General features: G+C 61.2%; 26 protein-coding genes and 2 pseudogenes. 13 read left to right on the top strand and 15 right to left on the bottom strand.

Translation table 11 applies throughout. From position 1 onward, the window contains the following. Positions 1 to 4 precede the first annotated feature (4 nt). The 9 genes from sctP to BDI24065_RS34030 all read left to right on the top strand — a co-directional run bounded on the left by sctP (position 5) and on the right by BDI24065_RS34030 (position 6,053). Positions 5 to 655, top strand: coding sequence for a type III secretion system protein SctP (gene sctP / locus BDI24065_RS34070; protein WP_175034885.1), 651 nt, complete (start codon positions 5 to 7; stop codon positions 653 to 655). Positions 656 to 733: 78 nt separating this feature from the next. Next, positions 734 to 1,888, top strand: a complete 1,155-nt coding sequence (gene sctQ / locus BDI24065_RS34065) for a type III secretion system cytoplasmic ring protein SctQ (protein WP_175034884.1) — start codon at positions 734 to 736, stop codon at positions 1,886 to 1,888. Beyond that, a complete protein-coding gene (gene sctR, locus BDI24065_RS34060) occupies positions 1,872 to 2,522 on the top strand; it encodes a type III secretion system export apparatus subunit SctR (protein ID WP_175034883.1) in 651 nt (216 codons plus the stop codon). The genes sctQ and sctR overlap by 17 nt, the downstream gene beginning before the upstream one ends. 11 nt (positions 2,523 to 2,533) lie before the next feature. Next, a complete protein-coding gene (gene sctS, locus BDI24065_RS34055; protein WP_175034882.1) occupies positions 2,534 to 2,797 on the top strand; it encodes a type III secretion system export apparatus subunit SctS in 264 nt (87 codons plus the stop codon). A gap of 113 nt (positions 2,798 to 2,910) precedes the next feature. Further along, positions 2,911 to 3,621, top strand: coding sequence for a hypothetical protein (locus BDI24065_RS34050; protein ID WP_175034881.1), 711 nt, complete (start codon positions 2,911 to 2,913; stop codon positions 3,619 to 3,621). A gap of 186 nt (positions 3,622 to 3,807) precedes the next feature. Continuing rightward, the gene (locus BDI24065_RS34045; RefSeq protein WP_175034880.1) at positions 3,808 to 4,938 is read left to right on the top strand and encodes a secretion protein; all 1,131 of its coding nucleotides are present in this window, start codon (positions 3,808 to 3,810) and stop codon (positions 4,936 to 4,938) included. 31 nt (positions 4,939 to 4,969) lie between these two features. Next, the gene (locus BDI24065_RS34040; RefSeq protein WP_175034879.1) at positions 4,970 to 5,200 is read left to right on the top strand and encodes a type III secretion protein; all 231 of its coding nucleotides are present in this window, start codon (positions 4,970 to 4,972) and stop codon (positions 5,198 to 5,200) included. Between the two features lie 82 nt (positions 5,201 to 5,282). After that, the gene (locus BDI24065_RS34035; RefSeq protein WP_175034878.1) at positions 5,283 to 5,492 is read left to right on the top strand and encodes a hypothetical protein; all 210 of its coding nucleotides are present in this window, start codon (positions 5,283 to 5,285) and stop codon (positions 5,490 to 5,492) included. A gap of 105 nt (positions 5,493 to 5,597) precedes the next feature. Beyond that, a complete protein-coding gene (locus tag BDI24065_RS34030; protein WP_175034877.1) occupies positions 5,598 to 6,053 on the top strand; it encodes a CesT family type III secretion system chaperone in 456 nt (151 codons plus the stop codon). 60 nt (positions 6,054 to 6,113) lie between these two features. Here BDI24065_RS34030 and BDI24065_RS34025 read toward each other — a convergent pair whose 3' ends face one another. The 12 genes from BDI24065_RS34025 to BDI24065_RS33975 form a co-directional block, all read right to left on the bottom strand. Then, entirely contained in the window at positions 6,114 to 6,929 is an 816-nt protein-coding gene (locus BDI24065_RS34025) for a methionyl-tRNA formyltransferase (protein ID WP_254609914.1), read from the bottom strand. Positions 6,930 to 7,046: 117 nt separating this feature from the next. Continuing rightward, positions 7,047 to 7,499: an outer membrane protein assembly factor BamE gene (locus BDI24065_RS34020; protein WP_175034875.1), complete on the bottom strand. Its 453-nt coding sequence runs from the start codon at positions 7,497 to 7,499 to the stop codon at positions 7,047 to 7,049. After that, entirely contained in the window at positions 7,496 to 8,575 is a 1,080-nt protein-coding gene (locus tag BDI24065_RS34015) for a hypothetical protein (RefSeq protein WP_175034874.1), read from the bottom strand. Before BDI24065_RS34015 ends, BDI24065_RS34020 begins: the two co-directional genes overlap by 4 nt. Before the next feature lie 275 nt (positions 8,576 to 8,850). Then, the gene (locus BDI24065_RS34010) at positions 8,851 to 9,303 is read right to left on the bottom strand and encodes a GNAT family N-acetyltransferase (RefSeq protein ID WP_175034873.1); all 453 of its coding nucleotides are present in this window, start codon (positions 9,301 to 9,303) and stop codon (positions 8,851 to 8,853) included. A gap of 101 nt (positions 9,304 to 9,404) precedes the next feature. Then, on the bottom strand, positions 9,405 to 10,175 hold the full coding sequence (locus BDI24065_RS34005) for a hypothetical protein (protein WP_175034872.1): 771 nt from the start codon (positions 10,173 to 10,175) through the stop codon (positions 9,405 to 9,407). Positions 10,176 to 10,696: 521 nt separating this feature from the next. After that, positions 10,697 to 11,794 carry an IS3 family transposase gene (locus tag BDI24065_RS34000; RefSeq protein ID WP_175034871.1) on the bottom strand — a complete coding sequence of 366 codons (1,098 nt, stop codon included), beginning with the start codon at positions 11,792 to 11,794 and terminating at the stop codon, positions 10,697 to 10,699. A 169-nt stretch (positions 11,795 to 11,963) separates the two neighbouring features. Beyond that, positions 11,964 to 14,942 carry an ATP-binding protein gene (locus BDI24065_RS33995; protein WP_175034870.1) on the bottom strand — a complete coding sequence of 993 codons (2,979 nt, stop codon included), beginning with the start codon at positions 14,940 to 14,942 and terminating at the stop codon, positions 11,964 to 11,966. A 712-nt stretch (positions 14,943 to 15,654) separates the two neighbouring features. Next, on the bottom strand, positions 15,655 to 16,707 hold the full coding sequence (locus BDI24065_RS33990; RefSeq protein ID WP_175034869.1) for a thiamine pyrophosphate-binding protein: 1,053 nt from the start codon (positions 16,705 to 16,707) through the stop codon (positions 15,655 to 15,657). A gap of 75 nt (positions 16,708 to 16,782) precedes the next feature. After that, on the bottom strand, positions 16,783 to 17,661 hold the full coding sequence (locus BDI24065_RS33985; protein ID WP_175034868.1) for an AraC family transcriptional regulator: 879 nt from the start codon (positions 17,659 to 17,661) through the stop codon (positions 16,783 to 16,785). Positions 17,662 to 17,750: 89 nt separating this feature from the next. Beyond that, the gene (locus BDI24065_RS41230) at positions 17,751 to 17,894 is read right to left on the bottom strand and encodes a CGNR zinc finger domain-containing protein (RefSeq protein WP_254609918.1); all 144 of its coding nucleotides are present in this window, start codon (positions 17,892 to 17,894) and stop codon (positions 17,751 to 17,753) included. Further along, a complete protein-coding gene (locus BDI24065_RS33980) occupies positions 17,837 to 18,346 on the bottom strand; it encodes an ABATE domain-containing protein (RefSeq protein WP_254609913.1) in 510 nt (169 codons plus the stop codon). Before BDI24065_RS33980 ends, BDI24065_RS41230 begins: the two co-directional genes overlap by 58 nt. A gap of 346 nt (positions 18,347 to 18,692) precedes the next feature. Next, a complete protein-coding gene (locus BDI24065_RS33975; protein ID WP_175034867.1) occupies positions 18,693 to 19,319 on the bottom strand; it encodes a TetR/AcrR family transcriptional regulator C-terminal domain-containing protein in 627 nt (208 codons plus the stop codon). A 66-nt stretch (positions 19,320 to 19,385) separates the two neighbouring features. Between BDI24065_RS33975 and BDI24065_RS33970 the strand changes: the two genes are divergently transcribed. Further along, positions 19,386 to 20,936, top strand: coding sequence for an FAD-dependent monooxygenase (locus BDI24065_RS33970; RefSeq protein ID WP_175034866.1), 1,551 nt, complete (start codon positions 19,386 to 19,388; stop codon positions 20,934 to 20,936). A gap of 20 nt (positions 20,937 to 20,956) precedes the next feature. Here BDI24065_RS33970 and BDI24065_RS33965 read toward each other — a convergent pair whose 3' ends face one another. Further along, positions 20,957 to 21,205: a 2-hydroxycarboxylate transporter family protein gene (locus BDI24065_RS33965; RefSeq protein WP_302479482.1), complete on the bottom strand. Its 249-nt coding sequence runs from the start codon at positions 21,203 to 21,205 to the stop codon at positions 20,957 to 20,959. 81 nt (positions 21,206 to 21,286) lie between these two features. Between BDI24065_RS33965 and BDI24065_RS33960 the strand changes: the two are divergent. After that, positions 21,287 to 21,504: pseudogene (locus tag BDI24065_RS33960) on the top strand (hypothetical protein); the annotation flags it as partial. 38 nt (positions 21,505 to 21,542) lie between these two features. Further along, a pseudogene (locus tag BDI24065_RS33955) lies at positions 21,543 to 22,307 on the top strand (IS256 family transposase); the annotation flags it as partial. 98 nt (positions 22,308 to 22,405) lie between these two features. Here the strand turns inward: BDI24065_RS33955 and BDI24065_RS33950 are convergent. Both BDI24065_RS33950 and BDI24065_RS33945 read right to left on the bottom strand, forming a co-directional pair. Beyond that, positions 22,406 to 23,302, bottom strand: coding sequence for a hypothetical protein (locus BDI24065_RS33950; protein WP_175034864.1), 897 nt, complete (start codon positions 23,300 to 23,302; stop codon positions 22,406 to 22,408). Between the two features lie 178 nt (positions 23,303 to 23,480). After that, positions 23,481 to 25,388, bottom strand: a complete 1,908-nt coding sequence (locus BDI24065_RS33945; protein WP_175034863.1) for a hypothetical protein — start codon at positions 25,386 to 25,388, stop codon at positions 23,481 to 23,483. Between the two features lie 395 nt (positions 25,389 to 25,783). Here BDI24065_RS33945 and BDI24065_RS33940 point away from each other — a divergent pair. Continuing rightward, the coding region (locus tag BDI24065_RS33940) for a transposase (protein ID WP_034183302.1) at positions 25,784 to 26,049 on the top strand (266 nt) is incomplete at its 3' end.

Here is a 26,049-nt window from a genome sequence, read left to right as displayed (position 1 = left end):
TGCCGTGAGCCGCATCGATTCCGTCGAGGTCCGTCCATCGTCGAACCAGGACGACCCGCCGCCGCTGCCCGGTCGCGGCGCGCGCGGGTTCAACTATGCGGCGCTGCTGGCCAGGCGCCGCACGATCGTCAGGCCCGTGTCCGACGCGCCGACGGCAGCGCGCTCGCGTGACGATCGAGACGCCCAGCCCGATACGGCCGTACCGCCGTCCGGCAGCTTTTCGTCCCTGCCGACCGAGTACGAGACAGCCGACGCCGAGTCGCATCTGACACCCGCCGAGCTGCTCGAATGCCGAGCGGTCGGCAGCCGCATCGCAAGTGCGGCCGCCCCGATCGCGTCGGTCACGCTACAGGCGCAACGCGATCACCTCGGATTGCTCGATGTGCTGTCGCGCGAGATTGCGGCGTTCTGCACCGACGGCGCTGTCGCGTCCGGCGGGCAATGGGAAGCGCACCTCGTGCTGAGCGACCGAATTCTCGCGGCCACCGAGCTGCAATTGTCCCTTTCGCATTTCGATCTTCAGCTTCGGTTCGATGCCAGGGATCTCGAGGCCCGGCAGCTACTCTTGGCCCACAGTACGGCGCTCGAGCACGCACTCGATACCATGCTGCGCGCGTGGGGGCAACCGAAGCGCGTCCGCATCACGGTGTGGTAGCCGGGCGCGAACGGGTCCTTCGAGCGCGACGTCCATCGGCGCGCCTCTCGCAGGCAACACGACCTTGCCCGACACGGGATGAAATTGATTCGGCATTCGATTATTGAGGGTAGCGGTACACCGCTTGCGGTTACCCGGCTCGACCCCGCGCATGCGCAAGCGTCGCGCCGGTTGTTCGACGCGCGCCTGCCTATATTTCTGCGAGACACGCTCGACATCGACGATTTCCGCGGCGAATTTGGGTCCGGCTTGCCGGATCACGCCGACCCTGCAAGCGCGGAATTGCGCTTCGACACGCCCACCGGGCCGGCAAGCGCACACCTGCTGGTCGATCTCGAACACTATCCGGCGCTGTCGATCTGCGCGTGGTCGGTGGAACAGGCCGCCGATGGACGCACCGGCGCCGACCTGACGCTGCGCAATGCGGTTGCCAACGTGCTGTGCGGCCCCCTGCTGGCGTGTCTTGCCACGCTGGGCCTGACGCGAGTGCAGGTCGTGGCGGTACGACGCGGCGCGTGGCCGGACGCAAACCCGGGCGACGTGAGCGTCGCGCTGTCGCTCGCGCGGCACGGCCGGCGGCACGACGTCGTCGCCCGGTTGCCGGGCCGCTGCATCGAATGGCTGGACGCGTGCCTGTCGAAAACCGCACGCCCCGCGCGTTTCGATACGGCACTGCGCCTGCCCGGCAGCCTCGTGCTCGGCACCAAACTGCTGTCCGTCGACGCGTTGCAGGGACTGCGAAGCGGCGACATCCTGCTGCGCGCACTCGATGCGTCGCGCGATGCCGCGTGGCTGCAAACGATGCACGACGCGCCGGACGACGCGAACCATCACGTCGTGCTTGCGTCGTGGGGCAACGCCGGACTCGTGCACTGCCGTGTTGCCGTGGCGTTGCACGCTCGAACGATCACCCTGCTGAAGGAACCCGTGATGACCGAAAGTACCGAGCCGGGCGCGCTGGAGCCCGGGCACGACACCAGCGAACATGCCATTGAAGTGGGCGAACTCGAACTGCCGGTGCAGTTCGTCGCCGATACCGTCGCACTGACGATCGGCGAGCTGTCGTCGCTCGCGCCCGGCTACGTCATCGAACTGCCCACCACGATCACAGCGCTCACGCTCAAGCTGGTCGCCCACGGCCAGGTGATCGGCCACGGCGAGCTGGTCGGCATCGGCGAGCACGTCGGCATCCGCATCCTCCGCATGGCGCACGAACATGGTTCAGTACAGTGATCTTTCCGGCCTGCTGCTCGTCATCCTCGCGATCGGCCTCGTGCCGTTCGTCGCGATGGTAGTGACCTCGTATGCGAAAGTGGTCGTGGTGCTCGGCCTGCTGCGCAATGCGTTGGGGGTGCAGCAGGTGCCGCCCAACATGGTGCTGAACGGCATCGCGATTCTGGTGTCGGTCTACGTGATGGCGCCGATCGGCATGACGGCGGCCAAGACGCTGAGCGGCCAGCCGATCGCGGTGCAATCGTCCCAGGCCGTGTTGCAGGCCGCCGAAGCGGCGCGCGAGCCCTTTCGCCAGTTCCTGATCAAGCATACGCAGGAACGCGAGAAACGCTTCTTCCTGCGCTCCGCGTCGATCGTATGGCCGAAGGAAGCGGCGCAAGCGCTGCACGAGACTGACCTGATCGTACTCGCGCCCGCGTTCACGCTGACCGAGCTGACGGATGCGTTCAAGATCGGCTTCCTGCTGTATGTGACGTTCATCGTGATCGACCTGATCATCGCCAACGTGCTGTTGTCGATGGGGCTCAACCAGGTGTCGCCCACGAACGTCGCGATCCCGTTCAAGCTGCTGCTGTTCGTCGTAATGGACGGATGGTCCACGCTGATTCACGGGCTCGTGCTGACCTACAAGTAACCGGAGCCACCATGGACGTCGATTCGCTCGTCCGTGCCGCCACCCAGGGCATGGTGCTGTGCCTTACCGTCTCGTTGCCGTTCGTGATCGCGGCCGCCGTGGTCGGGCTCGCCGTGTCGTTCGTCCAGGCGGTCACGTCACTACAGGACCAGACGCTGCCATTCGCGGTCAAACTGATCGCCGTCACGATCGTGCTGGTCATCGCCGCGCCGCTGTCGTGCGCGGCGGTCCTGCATTTCGCGAACGAAATGATGCGGATCGCGTTTCCGCTCTGACCCGGGAGGCCGGCATGACACGCATCACGCACCGCTTCACGCCGATTGCGCAGCAAGCGGCGACACGCAAACGGCCGACCGGCGCGCAACGCACGACTGCCGCGAAATTCGCGGTGCTCTATCGCGGCACGCGTTTCGCACCGGGCAGCACACCGCCTCAACCGGGCGCCGCGCAGGCACGGCGCACGAAGGGCATGATGGCGCGACTCGGGCGCCGGCGCCGCTTCGCGCGCGGCAGGCGCGCCGCGACGGCCGCAGGCGACGCGGAGGGCGCGGACGCCCTGCAGGAATTCGAGGTCGTCGGTGACGAATGCGAACACCGTTACGGCGGCGGTCGCGGGCGTGAAGATTCGCGTGACGGGCAGCACGACGCACCGGACGCGACACCCGCCATCACGTTTAAGGCCGGGCAACGCCTGCCCGTCATCGCCCCGGCTGCGCATCGCGATGCGCACTCGCTGCCGCCGGTCGACCCGGCGGCCGATCCAGCGATGCTGCGCGATCAGTGCACACGCGAGTTGCTGGACCTGCTGACCGATTCGAACGCGCAGCCCGACGCCCGGCGCGCCGCCCACATCCACGCCTGGTCGGAACGCTGGCTGGGTTTGCAGCAAACCGGTGTGACGCTACTCGAATCCAGTCTCGAGATGTTGCGCGCGCATGCCGTCCCCCGGCCGAGCGAGACGAACGGCACGCCGCGCCTACCGGACGCTGCACGCCACGTCAACCTGCTGGCCGGTTTGCTGCTGCGTCAGTTCGACCGCCCGCGAACGCCGCGCCAGTGCGCATGTGCACTGGATACGCTGCGCCTGCTCCAGCCATAGTCATGGCGCGTGTCGCGCACCTCGTGGTACTTGCCGCGCCGACGCTTCGCTCAAAGCGCGACGTGTTCGGGTTCCGCGTCGACGCTGCGCATTCGCCATCTATATTGACTCCGTAACCGGCAATCCGTGAACGGTAGCGACGACGACACGGATTCCACGTGCAACCCTAAGATCGCCAGCCTCGTGATGAAACAGCTTCGAATACTGACGGGATTCCACGCCGGCGCGACCCTGCAGCTTGCGCCGGGGCGACATGCGGTCCACGGCGGGGCCGATGCCGACATTCGCCTGATGGACTGGAAGTCCGCCGACGTGACGCTCGACGTCGATGCGTCGGGTGTCGTTCGGGCGATCACGTATGCGGACATGCCGGCCGGTTCGCCGGAAGAAAGCGGCAACACAATCGCGGTACCGGCCGGCGAAACGGTGATCCTGGTGGATTTCGCGCCGATGCAGTTCGGCGACACGATCCTGTGCATCGGGCCGGATGACGTGATGTGGCCGTCGGATCTCGACCTGCTGTCGACGTTGCTGATCCGGCCTGCCGACGTCGAACGCAAAAAGCACCGGCGCTACTATGGCGCGCTCGGCACCTGCGTCGCGCTCGGGATCATGGTAGGCGCGGCCGTCCTGCTGACCCCCGCCCCAGCCAGCGAGGCCGCGTTGCGCCATGGCCCCGCCTATCGGACGACCCGCATCCAGGAGGCGCTCGCGGCAGCACACATGACCGAGCTTCAGGTGCGTACGGTCGGCAATTCGAGCGTCGTGACGGGAATGGTCTCCAACCTGTCCGATGATCAGCTCGTGAAATCGACGCTCGCGAAGATCGCGCCGACGGATATCGTGCGCAGCTACGACGTCGCGCAGAATGCCGTGCACAGCATCGAGGATTCGCTCGGCATCGCGGGCGTGCACGTGAAGTATCTCGGCAACGGCGACTTCGCGATCACCGGCGCCGTCGACAGCAAGGACGCGGTCGACAAGGCCGTCACGCGCGTGCGTGCCGACCTCGATTCGAACATCCGCCGGCTCGTTGTCCAGGTCGCGGAGAATCCGGGCCGCGCCGCACCGGTCACGGGCCAGTTCTCGGAGGTCGTGTCGTCCGACTCCGTGCAGTACGCGCAGACGCCGGATGGCGTCAAGCACATCTACGCAGTGGAGGCGCCTGCCGATGCCGCGCCGGCATCCGGCGCGACAGACGTGACGGCGTCGTCTGTCGACGATGCCACGGTCGCGCGCAGCGCCACGCCGCCGAACAGAATGCCGGCGTCTCCGTCCACATCGGCCGGATCCACGCCGCCCCTACCGACCTCGTGATTTTCCGTGAACTCGCAACAGGACCCGTGACATGTACGATCCGATCGCACCCTATGCCAAGCAGTTCGACAACCTCTCTTCGCTCATCAAGGATCCCGATGCAACGCCAACGATCGAGAAAATCCGGCACGCGCTCTTCGACGTGGCAGAGAACGTCAACAACGCAGCGCCGGGTTCCGACGCCGACAACCGAAATCGCGCGACGCTCTATCACGGCCTGCTTGCAGCGGCGCGCGTGATACAGCAGATCCAGCGCATGTAGTCGTTTTCATTTCTGCTCGACGGCGGCAAGCGTCCGCATGAGGGCAGGTTATCCGTAGCATCACTCATCAAGGAGAAACATCATGGCAGGACCACTGGCAATGGGCGGATCGACAGGAGCAGCAACAGCCGCCATCGAGCAAGCGACTGCGGCAAACACGGCCATGACGGCGGCAAACGTTCAATCGCAAGCCGTCATGGGGGCCAATGCCGCCGTGTCGTCTGCCGCGACGACGACCACCAATTCGATAAAATCCGCGTGCGAAGGCATGGAAAAGGCCTCGTCGAAGTGACGACCCGATCCTGATGTCGCACGGCATCACCTCCGCCGGCACGGTCCGACGCATCGGGCGCCGCCGTGCCGGCCTGTGTATTGGCTGGTTGTTGCCTTCACGCTCATGAGCGATCCCCGCTACCTCGATCTCGTCGCCCAATTCTGCGAGGTCGTCGGTCTTCACGACATCGAATACATCCAGGAGACGGGGCTGGTCGAAGTCGAGGGTTTCGAGGTGCGCATCCTGCACGTCGAGCGTGACCAGGATGCGATCTACGCGAACTTCCACTTCGGCGCCGTCACGGCAGGCCGCACGCTGGTCGTTTTCCGGCTGATGCTGGAAGCGAACCTGCTGATCTATGCTCAGGATCAGGCGCAACTCGGCGTCGACGCCGACACTGGCTCGATCATCCTAATCATCCGGCTGCCCTTCGATCCGTACTTCGGTGGCGCAGACCTCGCGGACCTGATGCGTCACTATGCCGAGCACGGCCGATACTGGCGGCAGAACATCATCGAGTCGAGCGATGAAATGTTCGAAAGCATCGCATCGGGTGAATTTCTGTGGCTGCGAGCGTGATCGGTTGGCCACGCCGTTCGTCACGCGCCCCAAAAGAGACGGGCCGACGCACGGGTTCGACTACGGCCTGATATTCGCCCGCTGAAGCGGATTGATCGCACTCCATTCGATCAACGCGACAAAGCCGTCCGGCACCGCAACGACATACCAGCGCCGATAGACGTGCGCGATCGTGCCCGGCTCGCAGGCATGCTGCTCGTGCCAGCCGATCGCACGCCGCACATAGAGTACGCCACCGCCCAGATGCGCGATGCATTCGTGCAATCCGTATGCCCTGACATTTGCCAGGACCTCGTTCAACGGCTGCGTGAAATCGAGCGTGCGGTCGGCATTGGTCGGTTTCGGCCAGTAGCTGCCATCCGCTTGTGGCGTGCGCGCGGCCCACAAGGCATCGAAGCGATACGCGATCTGCCGCGCCAGCCGACGCCCGGCCATCTGCACCTTGAGCTGCAGGCTCTCGTGACACTCGTCGGCCGCGAGCGCAAAATGCTCCTGTGCGACGATGTCGCCGGAATCGAACCCGCTTGAGATGGCATGACAGGTCACGGCCCATTCGCGGTGGCCATCCTGGATCGCGCGCGTCAGCGGATAAGGGCCGCGCGCGTCCGGCAGCGGCGCCGGATGAAAATTGATGGCGTACCGCACATAGGGCGTCCAGTCCGGGATCTTCCAGCCGTATCCGGCGACGACCAGCACGTCGCAGTCGAGATCGCGCAGCGCACGCAGCGCCGCTTCGTCGATCCGCGACATCTGCAACGGCAGGCGATGAGCCGTCGCATACGAAACGATCTCGGTGTTCGAGTTGACCTGATCGTCGGTGACGAAGCTGAACAGGGATACAGGCGTCCATCCCGCACTGACGAGCGTGTCGAGCACGCCATGAAACATGTCGAAGCCGGCAAGGGCAAAGCGCATGGGTTATCTCTCTCCGTCAATCTGCGGCATCGTGACGACCACGCGCAGTCCCCACGCGGCCCGCGTCGCGAATACGCGTCACATCACATATCGCGCGCATGCCGGATCGCGCCAGTAGGTCGCCTGGACGAAGCGCTGCTTGTCGAACCGCACCTGGTACTGGCACGTCATATACGCAGCGTCTCCACCCCCGGTCCGGATTCGGAAGACGTAGTTCCACGCTCGCACGCCGTACGACCCCTCGCTGAAGTGCGGCTCGCGAAGCAGCAGATACACCTGGTTTTCGGTGAGTCCCGGTACGACCCGCTTGAAGGTTCTTACGTCGGCATACGCACCGCCGATGACCCAGGCCGTACCCGGATCGGGGAATTCGGGCGCCTTGTTCGCCGGCGACTGCGACGCCGTGTTGCAGCCTGCGAGCAGCATGGCGCCCAGCAGCGCGTTCGGCAGGCTACGCATTCCATTGATTTTCATGTCGGATAGGTTAGCTGAAAGTTTCAGTTGAATAGCCGCAACGGCATTCGCGATCACGTACCGCGCCGCATGCATCCCGCGCGACAGTACAGTCGGCAACGCAGGCCGCGACGACGCCCGCAGGCGCTCGCCGGTGCGCGTGTGCGTCGCGCATCCAGCCATTCGCGCGCCTGCGCGACGAACCGAACCACGCTCACAACACCGGCATCGTTGCCCGATGCCGCGGCCGGCGCGTTCGCGTCGCCGCTGCCTGCGATGGCGGCCTCGGAGGACGACCGGTCCGGCGTCGACATCCCGCTGCGTTTGGCCGGGTTCGCACCGGTGGCCCGCACGCCGCGAAACGCGGCGACATGCTTCGACAACACACGCCCCGTTGTCGAGGTGAATGCTTCGACGTGACGGGCCGACACACCGGTATAACGGGCCACCGTCCGCTTCGCGTCGACCAGGGTGGTTCCCGCCGAACGCGGGCGCAACGGAATGCTCCGGTTTGAATCGACAGACACGCGTGCGTCGGAAGACACAGGCGACGAAAGGTTCCCTGCTTGGTTCGCCCGCTGATCGGCATGCGCGGTGAACGCCGACAGGACGACCGGCGAGCGTTCCGGCACGGGCATCGGCTCGCCTGCCGTCGCCTGGGGAGCCGGCACGACGCGCGGTAAGCTCCCGTCCCCGACGGCAGCCCGTCCTTCCACCACGGCATTCGGGGTTTCAGGGCCGGGAAGCGGAACAGGAATCGGAATCGGAGCAAACGATGGCGCTTGCCCCGGATCCATCAGGCCCGGCTGCATCACGCATGAAGCCACGGCCTGCTCGGGTGTCGTGGGCGCGACGCCTTCTTCCGCGGTTTCCCCGTTGCTATCCGGCATCGCGCCGCCACCGCCGAACGGGGCAACGCCAGCCTCGGGCCGCCTGCTCACCATCCCCGCAAGCAGGCCGGGCATGACCCGAGTCGGCCATTGCGCCGCGCCACCGCGCGCCCCTGCCATGCCGGCCATGGTCCGGCGCGGCAGCCTCTGCCCCGGTACCTGACCATCCGTGGCCTCGGCCGCGTCTCCCTGTCCGCGCCGGCCGCCCGCCGCATCCTTCAGTTCCGCGCCGCGCCCGTCGATCAGGGTGTGCAGCATCGACATGACGGCGTCGACACTTCGCCCCGTATCGGCCCGCGCGGTGTCGTCTTCATCAACCCGCTCGGCATGTCGGGCGACCGTATCTGACCGGGAAAGCGGAGAGGGCTGAGGCATTGCAAGGTACCTGATGACTACGGCAAGCGCGCGGTCTCGCGTGCGCGGATCGGCATTGACTCGCCTGCACATGACAAACGACCGCGCATTTGGCCGCACGCACTGCCGGCGGCAGACATCGCATCGACCAACCGGCACCGCATCGCGGATGCGCCGGCACCCGGCTAGGCCAGCTCGCGGTTCATCGCCTCGAGGTAGCGACCGCCGAGGAAGCGGCACTCATGCTTGAGCATCCCGTAGAGAATGAAGTCGGACCGGTCGGATGCGCCCTCGCGAATCACGCCTTCGCGCTTGAAACCCAGATGTTCGTCCAGTCTCTGCGCGGCGAGGTTGTCGGCGCGAACGTAGCCGCTGATCCGGTTGCAGCGGAGAAGAATGAACGGAAAGCGGAACGCCGCACAAATGAATCCGGGCGTGATGACATGCGGGGATCCCGACATAGCCAGGTGCATCACGATGCTTGGCCCATTATAGGCCTGGTACAGCACGCCGGCTACCAGCTTCCCATCCCGCTCCAGGCCGATCGCGTCGTCATAATTCGGATAACTTTCCTCTCCGGTCAGCGAGGCGACAAACCGCATCACGTCGTCAGTTCGATCTAGAACGAGTTGTTTCATGCCTGTCGTCCATTTTCTGAAGCCGGGTGTGCCGTGCCTGTCGCGATGTAGGGAACACCCGGCGCCTGCCTCCGTCGCCAGCCTGAACGTCCGTGCGCGTATCACACCACGACCGTGTGGCCGTTCGTGTTGACGGAACCGTATTGCGAGATCTGTTCGATTTCGCCGGTGGTCTTAAGGTCGTCCTTCTCCCCCTTGCTGCCGCGCAAATTGCCTGCAGACGAGGTCAGTTCGCCTGGGCCGAACGTCTGGCGCCCCGACGTCTGATTTTTGCCGTTCGTCCCGCCTGTCGAGAGAACGGTGGCCGCCTCGCTCTTGCCGCTGTCGAATGTGTACTCGGGCTTGCCGTTCACCATTTCTTTCTTGCCGATGCTCTTGCCACTCTTGTCGTACACGTTGCCTTTGCTGTCCTCCAGAACCTGGACCGTGCCTTTATCCGAGCTCAGCTTGACCGGATGAAGCCCCTGGCCATCGGCACCGCCATTGCTCTGGATGTTCAGCGCACCGTTGGGAGAGCGGTCGGGCTTCGCGGCAGACGCGTTATCGGCATTGCCCTGCGCCGCATCCTTGTCGATATTGATCGTGATGGTTTTCGCAGACTGGCCGTTGCCCCCGTAAACATTGGGGTTATACGCGGAGTTGGCCGCCTGGTCCTTCGGCAGCGAGATCGTGATGGTCTGACCATCCCCTTGCGGGTCGTCGCCTCCGTTGGCTGAACGTTTGACGATCGCCGCAAACTGGCCGGGCTCGGTCGTGAGCCCGTTGTTGGCACCGCCGGGCGCGTCGCTCGCACCGGAGCGGTTGGCGTTCGTCGGGGAGAAGTTCGTCGAATCCGGCTGGCTGCTCGTGATGATGTTGATCGTCGTGGACATTTCGGGCACTCCCTTCGTTGAATGAGGTACAGGTTCTGCTTGCATCCTGTTCGGCAATATACGAGAGCGCCGCCGCCGCGCCGCCGCCAATGCGCATCAACGTGCACAAATACGAAGCCGCCCCCCTCACCCGGCGACATGCGGCGCGTGCACGTGCCGCAACAACGCACTCGACACACGTGGGACGTATCGCGGCTTCGTGTTCGACGACAACATTTCAGATAGCGCGCGCGGATTGCCACGTCCGTCCGATACAAAGCCGGGCAGCGTATCGGAAACCGGATGCAAATGCCGTCGAGGCACCCGCATCGGAACATCCAACCAGGCTGTCGCAATCAGCCGCGAAAGCACAAAGCAGATCGCAGCCGCGATCGTGCGGCGCCGGTCGCGGTCAGTCCACCAAGCGAGTCGATACTGGAGATCCTATGCGGACCCCTCATGCTACGCGCCACGGTGTGGGCGATCACGGCGCCATCAACGACCCTCCCCGCTACTGACCTGCGGCGGAATTTTGTAGCCAGTCAGGCTGTGAGTCTCGCGTCGATATTATCGGAATCCAGCCAGGCTCGACGGACCGTGGCCGGAGGTTGGTAGCGATGAGCGCTGTGGGGCCGGCGCTCGTTATAGAACTGCCGCCAGCGCTCGATGAGCACCTTGGCCTCGGCGCGGCTGCGGAACCATTCGCGATTTGGCAATTCGTCTCGCAGTTTGCCGTTGAAGCTTTTGACGAATCCGTTTTGCCATGGACTGCCAGGCGCAATGAAGGCCGGACCGATTGCAACGTCTCGCAGCCAACGCATGACCTTGGCAGCGGTAAATTCGGCGCCGTTGTCCGACCGAACAAACGCGGGCTTGCCGTACAGCCGCATGAGTCGCGATAGCGTCAAGATCACGTCCTGCGACCGCAGACTGGCGCCAACCTCGATCGCCAGACACTCGCGGGTGTATTCATCGATCACGCATAGCATCTTCAAGGCCCGGCCATCCACCAGTTGATCGTGCACGAAGTCATAGCTCCAAACCGAATTGGGCTGTGTGGCGCCTGGCAGGCGTATGTCGTCGCCGCAACGACGTCGGCGAGGGCGTCGGCGCGGAATGTTGAGCTGAACGGCTCGCCACATTCGCCGCACGCGCGATTCGCTCAACGCCAGCCAGGCCGACATCCGACGATAGCCGAAGCGCGGCACCTCTTGCGCGGCCGCCATCAGCCTCTCGCCCAAACTCCGATCCTTCTCCGGTTGCTTGAGTGGATAGGTCGCCAATCGGCGGCTCAGTCCCAGGTAACGACATGCCTTGCGTTGCGAGAGCCCCCGCCGAGTCAGGACTTCCAGCGCTTCGCGCCGGCCCGTCGGGGTGATCATTTTTCGGCTGAACTCCTTCAGGCCGTCGATTACCAGCATCTGCTCGGCGATCAGGCGCTTGAGCCGATCGTTCTCCGATTCCAGCTCCTTGAGCCGACGAGCGTCAGCCACGTCCATCCCGCCGAACTTGTTGCGCCAACGATAGAACGTCTGTTCCGAAATGTTGTGGCGCTTGCATAGATCCTTCACCGGCTCATCCCGGCTCTCGGCCTCGCGCAAGATGCGGATGATCTGCTCGTCGGTAAATCGCTTCTTCATCGAGTCCTCCTTGTCCCTAGGATAAAAGAGAGCTCACTTGCCGGATGGCTACAAGAAACGTCTCAGGTCAGCACCTTCTGCTTTGAAAAACGCATCGCGTTATTGCGCCAGCCCCCGCCGAACCTCCGCGGCGCTCGTCGAACCAACGCGCGAGAATTTTCCGCTGGAGTCATATGCGGGTGGTATTCTTGGCGTCCTCAGCCCCCCGTGATGGCAAGATTTGCTCCATGGTAGCCGAGATCCGGCGCCAGAGTAGCGACGCGCGTTGTTGGCGAGCTTCGTGTGCTGCTTGCTCGAGCGCCTCTCGCACGCTCTCTTTAGGCAGGCCGGCGCGGTGCTGCATTACCGCATACACACGCATCGCCTCCGGCATCAGCCACTTTCGTCCACTATTCGGTAGATTTGTGATCATCTGTTCAAACTGTCGAATCAATACTGCACCACAGACTTGATTCAATGCTAGCGCTGAGAAACGTTCCAGCGCCACCAAATCGACAATCGTTGTGTGGCCGCGAGCTAGATTGTCAAGCGCAAGCTGGGTCAGCTTGCGAGCCTCGTCATGGGTTTCGTCGATCGCGCGAGTCCACCGCAAAAAGGCTTGCCCGATACTTGCCCAGCCGTGCAACCCGTTGCACTGTGCGACTTCCAGCAGCAACCGGGCGTGTTGTGCAACCCGCTGAGTGTTGCCTTCCAGCAGGAACAAGACGGAGGCCATCATTTCGGCGGCGCAACGCGCTACTGGATCGGACTGCTGTCGTGCACCCTGCAACGCGCGCAGCAACGTCGGATGCGAGATCGAATGTGCGCCAGTAAGCCACATCGACATAGCTAGCGCATTGTCCGAAACTACTGCGACGTAATCAGGGTGGTATGTTTCATTCTCCTTGCCATTGGAATATCCGCTGACCGACCCTGTCTTTTCGTCGGGTGGAGAGAACAAATTGATCGCGTCGTCGTGCCGACCATCAAAGGTTAGTAGTGCGCCACGCAACAATGCAAAACCGCGATGTCGCGATGAACTGGCGCACTCATGCGCGATACGCGTTCGTACCTGCATCAGTAGTTCAGGTGAGTCGCCGTTAAAACCGGCTTCGAGTGAGCGCATCAAAAGCAGCACCAGTGCATGCAAACGATTATCGTCATCGGCACAGGCAGTGGCGAGTTCATAGACACGCCACCATGCCGCAATCGTATCTGCTGGAGTCGTCGACATGGCATGCTGCATGGACTCTGCGAGGGATAGATGCAGGAGCATGTGGTCTCGGACCTTGAGGATCGGGCGCGAAAAATCGTGCTTCAGCACTCGATGGGTCCATGCTAGCCATTCGTTGGAAAGTCGCGCGGCAACCCAGATCGGCCCCGAATGCCGCAGCAATTGCACTGCGACCTGGATGTAACGGGTATGGACTGAAAAGCTGAGTGCGCGTCGTATGTCCCCAATGCTTGGGGCGCGGTTATGGTGCAGGTACGCTGCGGGTCCGGTGGAATGCTTGCGGTCTGGGCAACGGGCGTTGCTGATTTGCTCGACTACCCATTGCGCATGTCGCTTGGATAGGTCCTCGTGGTCGCGATGATTCGTCAACGTCTCCAGCGCGAATCGTCGCACCATTTTGGGAACTTCAAAGAGACGGCCAGGATTGTTTGACGAACATTCGTCTATCAGGCCGGCATCGATCAAGTTCGACATGACAACCTGGAGCGTGTCTTCTTTGTCTGCGGCGCGGGACTCCTCTGCTTGCAGGCAGATGGCCCGCGCGTCAGAAAAATCGAATGATCCGGCTATCAGACTGACGCAAAAAAGTACGCGCTGCGCGCTGGCATCGAGTTTGTCATATGCGATGGCGACTACGGACGACACTAGCGTAGCTGGTCGAGGTGAGACCTCGCCACTTCCTGTTCGATGCTGCATCAGTCGCCGCCAATGCGCTTTCCAGTCTTCGATTGCTTTGCCGAGTGCCGTTCGACCGCGCATGGTGTACGCGATCTGACGTGCCGCAATCGCGAGTGCGAGCGGATTGCCGCATAGCGCACGACAGACCGACTCCAAGTCGACTCGTGGATGCATGGACTGAGCGATATTGGGCAGAGCGATGCGCGTGCTATCCGAAGCAGCCACCCCCGTGTCGTTAGCAAACCATACTCCGCATCTTTCGAGTTGTGCAATTAACATTCGGGAGGCATCTGACGGTGATGCGTTCTGTACTTCAAGTGATGTATCGAGTGTCGATCGGCCCCAGAAACGCAGCGGCGCTAGTGGCGTCACGTACTCTCCTGCAATAAACAACGGGGCCTCCGCGCAAACAATCATGCATAGCGTGGTCGCGCTCAGCAATGCCTCAACGACCATGGCGATTTCGTGGGCGAGATGGTCGCAATTGTCGATGATCAACAGAGTTTCGCGACCAGCAAGCTGCTCGACAAGTCCGTCCAGTCCCGGGGGCGCTTTCAGTGAGAAGACCGGGATTTGCGCCGCAATGGCATCCGGGATGAGTTCGGGCAGCATCAGTTCGGTGAGCTCGACGTAGAAGACGCCATCACGGAACATTGTCGCGGTGCGTAGTGCCACCTCGCGAGCAAGGCATGTTTTTCCGTTTCCGCCTGCACTCGTCAATGTGATCAGGCGATGTTTCGGCACCAACATCAATAACTCGGAGATCTCCGCATCGCGCCCGATCAGTAGCTGGCGACCAGCGTTGTGGAACCCATTGACAACTTGCTTATCCTGGATTCCTGCTGACGGCGCACCATACAACGCATCAATCTTCGGATCGTCCGCACCACTCCCGTTGACGTGCCTAACTCCCTCCTCTCGAATGTCACACCGCTCTGCCCCGAAGCGGTAACCCCGGCGTGGAACGGTTTCGATCACATCGCGATCGTCGCCAAGCACATTGCGTAATTGCGAAACCAATGCTTGAACACTATTGGCTGAGACAGGTACTTCAGGCCATACATGTTGTTGAAGCTGTTCGATCGAGACTATCCTTCCACCCGCATCGATCAGTGTGATCAACAACTCGGTAGCTCGCTCGTTGAGCGAGAGCGCTTTTCCGTTCGCCCACAGTTGGCGGGACTGGCGTCCGATAGCAAAACGGCGGAACAACGTGAAGTGCTCATCAGAAGGGAGGTGTGTTTTGGCAGTTGTCACGAGTCACTCTCGACACATGCGGCACTCAAAACGAGTATGGACGGTTGACCTATATCAATCCCGAACTAGACCCTGGGTGTAGGTTACGCGACGCCGACCGGAATTTCGATCTGGGTTGAAAAACCCGACGCGATACCGTATTTGACGGCGGTCACGATGTTTGTCGCACGCTCTGCGCGGCATGCCACTAGACTCGAAGTGTCTTGCAAGCGCTAGGAAGTCAATAGGTGGATCTTTAAGGTCCATGCAGATGAAGCGTTTGGTGTGGTCGCCGACACGATGATTCCGGAATTTCATAAGTCTTTTCAGGATGTTGTAGTCCTGGTTGCTCACCAAGATCAGCGATATTGGAAAGCACTAATGTGCAAGTCTGGGGCGAGTAGAGGGCGGAGCCATCACCGATAACCGTGACGAATTGATCCCGCCCGAGATCCAGTGATTTGCCAACCGACCGCTCCCATACCCCATTCGAGGACGGCACCACGAGTACCGTAGTACTGCAGAGTGCTATCGAAGTTGAGCACGCTGCGAATCATCTGCACTGTAGCTGGCGATCATTGGACAGGAGGCATCGTTGTGCCGAGTGCCCGAGACGTTTCGTGCGCGGCTACGGGAGGCGCCCCTTATCGCGGTGCCCGGGGCTGTGCACGCTCTGCTCCACGAGCTCGATACGTTCGTATGCGAACCCGCTGCGCTACGCGCCCGCAGAGCGTCAATTCAATGTGCTTGTCGCGTCACTCATCACCTTGGGCTGGCAGTAATGCCTGACGTGATTCATGGGCGTTATCGACGTGGTTAGTTCGGTTGCATGCGTTCGACCCAAATCATGAGAATCGCTTGCCAACTGATTGAGCTTGTGTTTGGGCGAAATGACAGGACCACTGGGATAGAGCATCGATATGCTAAACTGATCACCAAGCACGAATACTGTGTCGAAGGGGCGGACGACCTTTAGGATATCGGCGACTGTTATAAGTAGATTGCCGAGCCACAAAGCACGCGACGTCGGGTCCGCAATGGCTACAGTTTCCACGCTGGCGCCGGACCCAAACACTTCATCCCCCACTACCAAGGAAATACATCCGGAACTGACCGACGTCAGTGCATTCGCCTGCTGGGGTAGCGCGGTTGGCATTGAAGTTCGCCCAATCGCCGATCGCCGATCGACGGGTAGAGATGTGGTGCGCTCCGCGACATTCGTCAGCACGGATAGAAAAACAGTCTCGGACCGGGCGGCTCCGCTGTCGTTGAATGCTCTTCGAACGGGCACGACGATTTCAGTCGGGTGAGATACATTCAGTGCCCATCTAACTGCCGGACGTGTGACACCCAATAAATTCCCGTGCAATAGTGGTTCCGCGAATGCATGGCGTGAATCATGTGGGGTCGCATTGATAATCAGGGGTGTTCTTGCCGCCTTTAAATTCCGGGGGGCGCCCATCGCGTGGCTGAGGTCAGCCACTGTATAGGAACTCGTAAAATTGGAGATGCCGGAATCATGAACATAGCCATCCGCTATCGCATCGACCGTAATATTTTGCATACCGAAAGTGAATGAAGGGTTGGGAGCATTGGTGACTACATCGATGAATAACAGCTGCGTCGTGCCGAAGTTGCCAAGGACATTGCGGGCACCTTCACCTCTCAGCACGTCGACGAGAATCGCTGCACCGCCCCGGTGTTCGACATCGATGAGCGCTACGAGACTCGTATCGATGCCTGCTCTGCCGTTGGCTACCGAGCTTCGTCGTTGATTCACGCCCATATCTTTCTCCGGTTGACGGTGAGGATAGAACGCGAAACGACGAACGTACTTGAACGTTCTTGCTATTACATTTTTTTACAAAATGCCGCGCCAGCGACTCGGCGCGACGCCGTATGTTTTCTTGAAGTGGCGGTTAAAGTGGCTTTGGTCCGCAAAGCCGAAAGCTGCCGCCGCCTCTGTTGCAGGCATGCCGGCGCGAAGTGCGTCGCGCGCACGGACTAGCCGAATCTGGTTGCGCCATGCATGCGGCGCCATGCCGACCTCGCGTGTGAAGATTCGCGCTGCGTGGAATTTCGATAATCCGACGACTTTGGCTAGCTCTGCCAAGTCGAGCGACGCGGTTAGTTCGTCGAGCATGCGCACTTTCATGCGCTCAACACGCATGCGATCAATGGTCATTGGCCGCGCAGAAGGTGGCAGCCGGGCGTAGCGCTTCAACAATGTGGAAACGGCATCTAGCAGGGTGTACTCTACGGCAAGTACGTCGGTGCCGGTCTCGAGCATGCGGTGTGCTCGCAGGGTCCGGCCGACCAGATCGGCATCTTTGATGACGTCCGCGTCAAACCATGGCATGGCATGATGGGACAACCCGGCTTCTTCGGCCATGTCCTGTACATAGTCGATTGGCAAATAGAAAGTGCGGCATTGCCAACCGGCATCGGCTGCACTTGATCCGGTATGGATTTCGCCGGGATTGATGATGGGAAGGGATCCAGCATCGGCGACGAACCGTGTGCCGTGGTAGTCGTAACGTTCAGCTCCCCGCTCTATAACCGATACCGTATACGCGTCGTGCCAGTGAGGCGAGTAGACATGGTCGGTGAATCGGGCCGTTACCATTTCACCACCCGGGATCAGGGTAGATTGCCAGAATCGGGCGTCGTTTCGAGGCGTTGTTTCAACAATCTCTCGAAGAACATTTCGCTCAATATCGTCTGGGGCGTTCGTATGCATAATTTACGTGGCACTGTCTTCCATGATAAACGAACCGCCCCGGGAATCGTGAAGGCTGGTTAGTTAAAGTTGATATCGACACCGCAGTGCTAACTACCATTGGAGATCGAGCACGGCCTTGACCGGATCTGAGGATCAGTCAGCATGCTTTCGAGAGCAGAATGTAGCCCCACCTTCATCCTATTGCCGCAGACGGCCACGCTGCACCAACGCCTACGGTGCGACTTGGTGATATCACGGAAGAGAAGCGTGCATTTATGCGTCTCACATTGGCGAACCTACCGCAGATCACTACCTGAAAAAAGGGCTGCGAGAGCCGTGGCCACTGGGTCGAGCAGACTGGCGGCACTGCGTGGTCACGACGACGTTCGATCAGTATGAAACCAGCCTGATGGTCATCCCACACGAGCCCCTTTACTGGCCTGCCCGCTTCTAGTAGTTGATTCACTGGGTCACGGGGCTCGCCGGCTTTTACGACACCCACCATCTGCGCAACCGTTTCACGCAGTGCCCCGGCCAGCTCAGCCAGTCCCGCTGACATCTCATCAAAGTCCCCAGGCAGCCCGACGGCAGCCTTGAGCCACGAAACGACGCTTGCATCATCGGTCAGGCAATCATGGCGCTTTTCCCCTACGAGGGGTATGCATTGCGAATTCGCCCATGTTTGCAACCAAAAAACGCGCATTTACAGGTTACATCAAAACAAAATAACCTTCAAATATAATTTTTACAGGTTACAAAAAAGGAGCCTGTCATGAACTCGTTCCGTTGAAGAAGTCCATCTTGCAGGGTACGAGACATTTGCAGATGTTGCATCAGGACTGCCGATGTTCGTCGACGACCTGTACAACGCTAGATTCATGCATTCGTCGGTCGGCTACCTGCCACCCAATCGGTTTGAGGAGTTGCTCGCTCAGCAGGGGGCTTAATTTGCAGGTCCAAACCGGTCCAGTCTCAGGGGCTCACTCCAAACTACAGGCTCAGGTGGGTCAGTTCTGGGGGAACGTCAATCCGATTCATCTATGTTCCATTTATTCGACGGACCTCACTACACTCCCCGCCCGCCGCCGCAGACCCTCGACGATCAGGCCAAGCCCGAATTCGAACGCCACGCCGGGATCGATCGGCGCCATCGTCGTTTTGCTCATCCTCGGCCGGCCATCGGCTTCATCCGACAGTGCCACTTTGTGCGAGCCGCCTCTGTGCTCGACCTGTTGCTCAAGGACGCAGCCGATCGTGAACTGACCGGCGGCCAGCATCGCCATCCCGGCCTCCTGTTCCGTCAGGCCGGCACGCACCAGGTACGCGATTTTCGGCTTTAGCTGTTCTACTGCGTCCGGGCCTGGCGTCGAGCCCGCATGCAACCGCGCGCCGTCCCGATGCGCGAGCAATGCGCGGCGGAAACTACGCGCGTTGTCCGCAAACCAGGCCTCCCACTGCGCGGTGTCGGCAGGCACGTCGAGCGTGTGATGCCGTGCCAGTGCGGCGGCGGCCATATCCGCCAGTAGCACTGACTTGTCGCGGTAATGCCAGTAAAGCGTCGCCGACTCAACACCGAGCCGCTCTGCGAGCCGCCGCGTTGTCAGCGCGGCGAGACCCTGTTCGTCGAGCAGTTCGAGCGCCGCATCCACGATTTTGTCACGTCGTATCTTCGCCATGCTTGATTTTCTCTATCGTTGATAGATAAACTTATCGGCGATAGATTCTACGCGGAGGTGTGTCCAATGCCTATCCCTGTCGCCACGACGCCGGTCCTAATCGCCGGCGGTGGGCTGGTCGGCCTGTCTGTCGCGCTGTTCCTGCAGCGCCTCGATGTTCCGTTCATCCTCGTCGAGAGAAACGCGGGCGTGTCGCAGCTGCCGCGCGCACGCGGCATCCACCTCCGGACGATGGAACTGTTCCGTCAGGCCGGCGTGGAGGACGCGGTCAAGGATGCGGCGGCTGGCGCGTGGGTGCAGGGCGCGTTCGGCGGCGCACGGCGTGGGCGCACGCTGGTCGACGCGGAACCGGTCATCGACATCGCGGCCATGCGATCGAAGATGGCCGCGATCGCGGCGTCGCCATCCAGCTTCACCGCATGTCCGCAAACGCTGATTGAGCCCGTGCTGCGCCGGCACGTCGAATCGAGCGGCGGCGACGTCCGCTTCGGCCACGAACTCGTGTCGTTCGCCGAAACGGGCGACGCCGTCATCGCAAACGTGCGTGGTCCAGGCGGGAAGGAAACTGTGATCGAAGCCGCGTGGCTCGTCGGTGCCGACGGCGGCGGTAGTTTCGTGCGCAGGCAACTCGGGATCGGCACGACCGATACGCCAGCACTGCAGCACTTTGTCAACATCTTTTTCCATGCCGATCTTGGCCGGACCGTCCAGGGCCGTACGTTCAGCCAGTGCGAGATCGCGAACACGACCGTGCGGGGCCTATTCCTCGCGATGGACAACGCAGACAGGTGGTCCTTCCATCTCGAGTACGACCCGGCGCAAGGCCCACCGGCCGACCACGCGTTGCCCGGTCTCGTGCGCGCCGCGATCGGACTGGAGCACGTCGAGATCGACATCCAGAGCTGCGGCACATGGAACACGGGGGTGCGCGTGGCGACGCGCTACCGGTCGGGCCGCGCGTTCCTGTGCGGCGACGCCGCGCACTTGATGCCGCCGTGGGGCGGATTCAACGCGACCACCGGCATCGCCGATGCACACAATCTTGCATGGAAGCTCGCCGAGACGCTGCGCGGTGAGGCGGATGCGTCGCTGCTCGACAGCTACGAAATCGAGCGACGGCCGCTGGCCGTGCGCAACGGGCATCAGGCGCTGTTGCGCACCGACTTCGACGCGCGCTTCGGCATCGAGACCGACACCAACCGGGATATTTTCGCCGGGTTGCTCGACACCGGCGACGTGCTGCTGCGTCATCGATATCCCGATGCCGGCGCACCGTCTCGCGACGCGCCGCCCGATTCCGTTGCTCAATTGCTTGCGCAAACCGGCACGCGCTTCCCGCATGCATGGATCCGGCGCGACGGCCGGCAGGTGTCGACTCTCGACCTGTTTGGCAGCGGCTACGTGGTGCTCGCGGGCCCGAACGCGACGGTTGCGTCGTCGAGCCGTGCTAGCCTGAACCGCACCACGCCTGCCGTCCTTGTGGCCGGCAGGGATTTCAACTTCGTCGAAGCAGAGACCGGCTGGCACGCGTTGACCGCACTGCCCGACGAAGGTCACGTGCTGGTCCGCCCCGACGGGTTCGTGCTGTGCCGCTCGGACGAACCGCTGCGCGATTGACGATCACTCGGCTACACGCTTCAATTCAGCCACTTCATCACGAGCGTGGCGAACACAACCATCATGACACTGTCGATGCGCATCGATATCTGTGCGAACGGCATCAACTCCATCCAGGTCGACGACGGCCGGATCGCGACGTCGCCGGTGCTGCCGAGTTTGTTATGGCACGCGGTGATGATCGCCGATTCCAGCGGATACATCTTCTGCGCGGCGTTGACGAAAACGACGGACCCCACCATCGCGATCACGATCGACGCGCAGATCACGGAGGTCCGGGCTAGAATGGGCTGCGGCGGAAGCCGCGAGTCGGCATCGAAGTGCCATGATGGAGTATCAATCAAAACTTCATCAACACCAACAGGAGGGGGAAGTCCGGGTCAATTGTCGCCGTCGGGATCGATCTTTCAAAGACCGTGTTTGCCGTCCGCGGCGTTGGTGAATCCGCCAAAGCGGTGCTATCAAACCACGTGTATCTCGCGACCAGAGCACATTGATCGCCCAGTTGCCGCCATGCGTAATCGGCATGGAAGCGTGCTCGGGAGCGCATTATTGGGCGCGCGTGTTCTGGGAGGTCAATCCCGATACCAGCTGGTCAAGGGGCCGATGACATCGGCGAGGTGTAGGACCCGATGCTGGCGTTCAACAAGGCGCTCATCGAACGCGCTATAGGCGCCGAGATGAATCTGCATCTGGGCTATCCGTCGGGCCAGCCCAAGCGGCCAGGCCAAATCAATGAACCCAACTGTACGATCGGCAAAACCGTCATCACCGATCGCGGCTCGGTCCGGGTCGATGTGCTTCGTGACCGCGACGGCAGCTTTGAACCGATCCTGATTCCCAAACACGAGCGCGGCTTCGCCGGCTTCGATGAACGCCTCATCGCGATGTACGCGTGCGGCATGAGCGTGCGTGAGATTCAGGCCTTTCTGGCCGAGATCTACGGCACCGAGTTCTCGCCCGACTTCATCAGCTCGATCACCGAAGAGGTCATGGCCGACGCGTTGACTTGGCGGAGACGCCCGCTTGACTCGATGTATCCGGTCGTGTTCTTCGACGCGCTGCGGGTCAAGCCGTGATGACGACGTGGTCAGCAACAAAGCCGTGTATCTGGCGCTGGGCATCCAGGCCGACGGTCAGCGCGACGTGCTGCGTCTCTGGATCGAGCAGACAGAGGGCGCCAAGTTCTGGCTGAAGGTGTTCAACGAACTCAAGACGCGCGGCTGCCAGGGCATCTTGATCGCGATGGTCGACGGCCTGAAGGGGCTGACCGAGGCCATCGACGCCGCCTATCCCGGAACGGCGGTCCAGACTTGCATCGTGCATCTGATTCGCAACAGCCTCGAATATGCCGGCTGGAAGGACCGCAGACCCGTCGTGCAGGTCACTCCTCGGTTGCCGTAAATTATGGCTCGAAGATGTCTACGAAAGGCTGGCCGGTCCACCGCGCATTATCCGGAGCCGTCCATCTAGTCGAGCAGATCGGAGAACGCCTGCAATGGACCATGCCGACGCGCCGACGGTAGACGCCTGATCGGTGTTTCGACCATCGCCATGAGCGCCTCACGGTACAGCGGCGGCTGGCGGCCGATCGCGGTCACGAGTCTCGTTAGCGGCTCGCTCCGATAGCAGTTGGGCAGTTTTTCGATATCGCCAACGAGGCTTCGAAAGGCTTCAAGATTACTGAAATGCTCCGGCAAGCGGATCTGTCTCGCCGATTCTCCGAGTCGGTCGGCGAAGGCTTGCATGGGCACATGCTGATGCGCCATCGGCAGTCGCGTTATGTAATCGAGCAATCCGCGTCTGAGTATCGTCTGAAGGCCTTCTGACAACTCACCGGTCTCTTTTATGAGCGCCAACAGCGGCACGCGCTGCTGATCGTGAGGTAGTTGCTCCCCAACCGCTTTGAGAACTGTCGCGAAGGTTCCCAGATGATCGTCGTGATCCATGAGATGTATCAGACCCGCGAAGTTGGTCAATCGTTGCGAGTCCTCGCTCTGTCTCACAGGCGGCAGGTCTTTCGCCATCGCTTGCAGGCGTTCCAACAGCAGACGATACGTTTCATGATCGATGTGCAACGGATCGTCGCCAGATAAGTGGAAACTGGCCGTGAACCCATGCAGGAGACGATCGGCCTCTTCGGTCGACTGAGGGAGATACTCATGCAACTCCTCCAAACGCAGTTGAGCATGCTCCGCATTGCGCACTGGCGAGCGATTTCGCAGCAACGACCGCATGAATTCGGGAATCGCATGTTCACGCGCAGTAGGAACCGGAGACGCGGCGGTGCTCGCTGCCGTCCCGGATTGTTCATCAGGTTCATTGTGCATCGGGCTCGATGCCCCGGATCGAATGGGTGTAGACATTGACCGCCTCCATTGGCGTTGCTCCGTGCCGGCCAATTCGTCTGCACGGAATCGTTCGATGCGCGCCGTCACCGGCTCGACGACTCGTTGGGCTTCTCCGCTGCCGGCGAATCTGCCTCTTCCTGAACCGCGAGGCCGAATTTGAACGTCTGTTCCCATCCCATGGGTTCGATCGATCTCATGCCGAAGGTCGGAAAAATGGTGAGGGACGACGATTCGATCTCTTGCCCGTCACCCGCCGGTGCAAAGAATCCGTGCTGCCCACCCAGCATCGGATGATTCGAACGCAGGTCGAATAATCCGAGCCCACCGGATCCCGTTCGATATAGCCCTTTGTCTTCATCGCATCGACGAGCGGTGTCGACCGGGCCTTTCCCGCTGCATTGATCAGGATATCGGCGGCCGGAACCGAGCAGGCTTCACCGTGGGCATTTCGAACGCCGAGGCTGAATTTACCGTTCTCGAACACAGTGCCGTCCGGAACCAGTCGTCCGGCCACATCGAGCCAGTCGCGCACTTCATCCTTTTTCTGGTCGAGCGCCACGTGCTGGAACCGCTTCTCCGTGGGCACCGGCTGTGCCACTTGAATGAAGCGGCCGCGAAAGCCTTGCAATGCCGCGAATATCGCCAGACGATGGGTCATCGGATTGCTGCCATTCACGACGATTGTCGGAACCTTCCCGCCGTTCTGCGTCGTCACCAGTCTCGCGATATGCGTCTTCAGGTTCAGGTCGTCATTGAGACTCCCCTTCAATGGCTCGGTGATCCTCAACCGCAGATCGTTGGCCTCATCTGCGGGAACAATGCCCCTGTCCCGCAGGAGTGCATTGCCCGCGCCTGATTCATCCAGCGACGGCGTGATCGAGGTCAGCGCGTTACGAACCCGTTCGGCTTCCTCCCCGCTACCGAAAACCAATTCATTGTGGGTATGAACGAAGAGGTCCGTCGCAATCTGCAACGGCTCTCCAGACGACGCAACGGCAGCGGTGACCGATGTGATCGATTCGCCGTCTTCCGATCGTGTCAGGCCGGTGATCCAGCCGTTGACCGACCGAAAGTCGAATTTTTCCCGGGCACGCGTGACTGCATCCGACTTTATGTCGAGGGACTTCGGCGCGGGGCTAATCCAAACGATTCTCACCAGCTCCGGTCGTACGCGCTTGAGCATATCCAGCGCGCCGCCCTGGGCGATCGGGCCACCTCCGACAAACGCGATCGCAGGAAGATCGTTCTTCGGAATCTTCGACAGATCGTCCATACCTGTTTCTCGTGCGCGTGCCATCAGCGCCTGTTGCAACGCAACGACCCGCTCGATGGCCGCTTCCGTTTCCGGGGAGCCCAGCAGGAATTCCTTGACGAATCCAGGCTGGCCGGCAAGGTGATCCATGCCCATCTTCGTCAGGTTCACCTGCTGGCCGCTCGCCATGAAAACCGGTTTGCGTGCATCAAGCCTAGACGCGACCATGTCAACCGTCGCCTCCTTCTCCACAATCTTTAGCACGCCGTGATCCTGCAGCACCTTGAGCGCCATCGCGTTCCGATCAATCACTTCGCGCTTCGACATTCTCTCGTGGTCCGGAAGCTCGTTGTATCGAGCGTTCTTGTCCTGGATGCTGCCCGGTTCGTTTCTGATCGACAAATAGCGATCGCGCTTTTCCATTACCGCGCGATTAGCTTCATGCCTCACGACTTCTTTGACGGCGACCGGCAGTCTTTCAAGCTGCTCGTCGATAAATTCCGGCTTGAGAAGCGACTCCCGGATTGCCTCGAACAGCGTAAAATAATCGTCCTTTCCGGTCGATCCGATTTGCCCTTTCCCGAGCTTGAGCGGGTTCATTTCGAACGTGATCTGCTTGACACCCGAAGTCGCCAGCGCCATCGCGTGGCGGGCGTAATACCATCCGGCGCCGACGACCATCACGGTCGTTGCATCGCCTTGCAGCTTTTTTCGGGAGGCGTAGCTCGCCGGAAAACCGTCCGGCAATCCACTTTCGATCTTGAATTCCCGCTTGGACAGCGTGCGGGCTTCCGCCACATTCGTGTCGAGCGTGGGGATTCCGGTTCGACGGGTAACGCCTAGTGTCATCGCGATATTTCCGTACGACGACTCTGTTCAACGACATCACGCCAACAACGGAGCCGATTCCTTGTAAGCATGAAGATGCCTCAACGAACGCATCAGCATGACGAACGATAATTGTCCGACTCTCAGTGCGCCCCACCGATGCAATCGCGAACCTCAGTAGCGCATAGCGAACATTGGCAAAACCTCTGAAGCGATTCGAAGCAATCGCTCCGTGCGCGATACCGGTCGACGCAATATCTACCGGTGCATCGAGGACAGGTTGTCGGCAAGCAACGTTGTCTGACGGTTCGCAAACCGGGCTTGCCTTTCGCAGTTGACCCTGACCCAAGAAATAGTCCGGTTCAAAAGTAGAGAAATTCGGCATGATGTGTCCGAGCGGACACAAAGGCCATGCCATGAAGACGAGCAAGTTTACGGAAGAGCAAATCGCGTTTGCACTGAAGCAAGCCGAGCTGGGTACAAAGGTCGAAGAGATCTGCCGCAAGCTCGGAATTAGCGAGGCAACTTTCTACAACTGGAAGAAGAAATTCGGAGGGTTGGGACCCTCCGAGTTGCGCCGGTTGCGCCAGCTCGAAGAGGAAAATGCGAAGCTGAAGCGACTCGTGGCGGACCTGAGCCTGGACAAGGCCATGCTGCAGGACGTACTCGCAAAAAAGCTCTG

The sequence above is a fragment of the Burkholderia lata genome (assembly GCF_902499025.1).
In the GTDB taxonomy this organism is placed as follows: Bacteria; Pseudomonadota; Gammaproteobacteria; order Burkholderiales; family Burkholderiaceae; genus Burkholderia; species Burkholderia lata_C.
The sequence above is the reverse complement of the archived record's forward strand: the minus strand, read 5'-3'. Positions and strand labels throughout refer to the sequence as shown.

Bases quoted from the DNA above. Each gene is read 5' to 3' on its own strand.
- sctQ (WP_175034884.1), top strand. From the start codon at position 734: ATGAAATTGATTCGGCATTCGATTATTGAGGGTAGCGGTACACCGCTT.
- BDI24065_RS34040 (WP_175034879.1), top strand. From the start codon at position 4,970: ATGTACGATCCGATCGCACCCTATGCCAAGCAGTTCGACAACCTCTCT.
- BDI24065_RS34015 (WP_175034874.1), bottom strand. From the start codon at position 8,575: ATGTCGATGCTGCACACCCTGATCGACGGGCGCGGCGCGGAACTGAAG.
- BDI24065_RS33980 (WP_254609913.1), bottom strand. From the start codon at position 18,346: ATGCGCGTTTTTTGGTTGCAAACATGGGCGAATTCGCAATGCATACCC.
- BDI24065_RS34035 (WP_175034878.1), top strand. From the start codon at position 5,283: ATGGCAGGACCACTGGCAATGGGCGGATCGACAGGAGCAGCAACAGCC.
- BDI24065_RS34010 (WP_175034873.1), bottom strand. From the start codon at position 9,303: ATGAAACAACTCGTTCTAGATCGAACTGACGACGTGATGCGGTTTGTC.
- BDI24065_RS34000 (WP_175034871.1), bottom strand. From the start codon at position 11,794: ATGAAGAAGCGATTTACCGACGAGCAGATCATCCGCATCTTGCGCGAG.
- BDI24065_RS34030 (WP_175034877.1), top strand. From the start codon at position 5,598: ATGAGCGATCCCCGCTACCTCGATCTCGTCGCCCAATTCTGCGAGGTC.
- BDI24065_RS33970 (WP_175034866.1), top strand. From the start codon at position 19,386: ATGCCTATCCCTGTCGCCACGACGCCGGTCCTAATCGCCGGCGGTGGG.
- sctR (WP_175034883.1), top strand. From the start codon at position 1,872: ATGGTTCAGTACAGTGATCTTTCCGGCCTGCTGCTCGTCATCCTCGCG.
- BDI24065_RS34045 (WP_175034880.1), top strand. From the start codon at position 3,808: ATGAAACAGCTTCGAATACTGACGGGATTCCACGCCGGCGCGACCCTG.
- BDI24065_RS33975 (WP_175034867.1), bottom strand. From the start codon at position 19,319: ATGGCGAAGATACGACGTGACAAAATCGTGGATGCGGCGCTCGAACTG.
- BDI24065_RS33945 (WP_175034863.1), bottom strand. From the start codon at position 25,388: ATGACACTAGGCGTTACCCGTCGAACCGGAATCCCCACGCTCGACACG.
- BDI24065_RS33950 (WP_175034864.1), bottom strand. From the start codon at position 23,302: ATGTCTACACCCATTCGATCCGGGGCATCGAGCCCGATGCACAATGAA.
- BDI24065_RS33985 (WP_175034868.1), bottom strand. From the start codon at position 17,661: ATGCATACGAACGCCCCAGACGATATTGAGCGAAATGTTCTTCGAGAG.
- BDI24065_RS33990 (WP_175034869.1), bottom strand. From the start codon at position 16,707: ATGGGCGTGAATCAACGACGAAGCTCGGTAGCCAACGGCAGAGCAGGC.
- sctS (WP_175034882.1), top strand. From the start codon at position 2,534: ATGGACGTCGATTCGCTCGTCCGTGCCGCCACCCAGGGCATGGTGCTG.
- BDI24065_RS34005 (WP_175034872.1), bottom strand. From the start codon at position 10,175: ATGTCCACGACGATCAACATCATCACGAGCAGCCAGCCGGATTCGACG.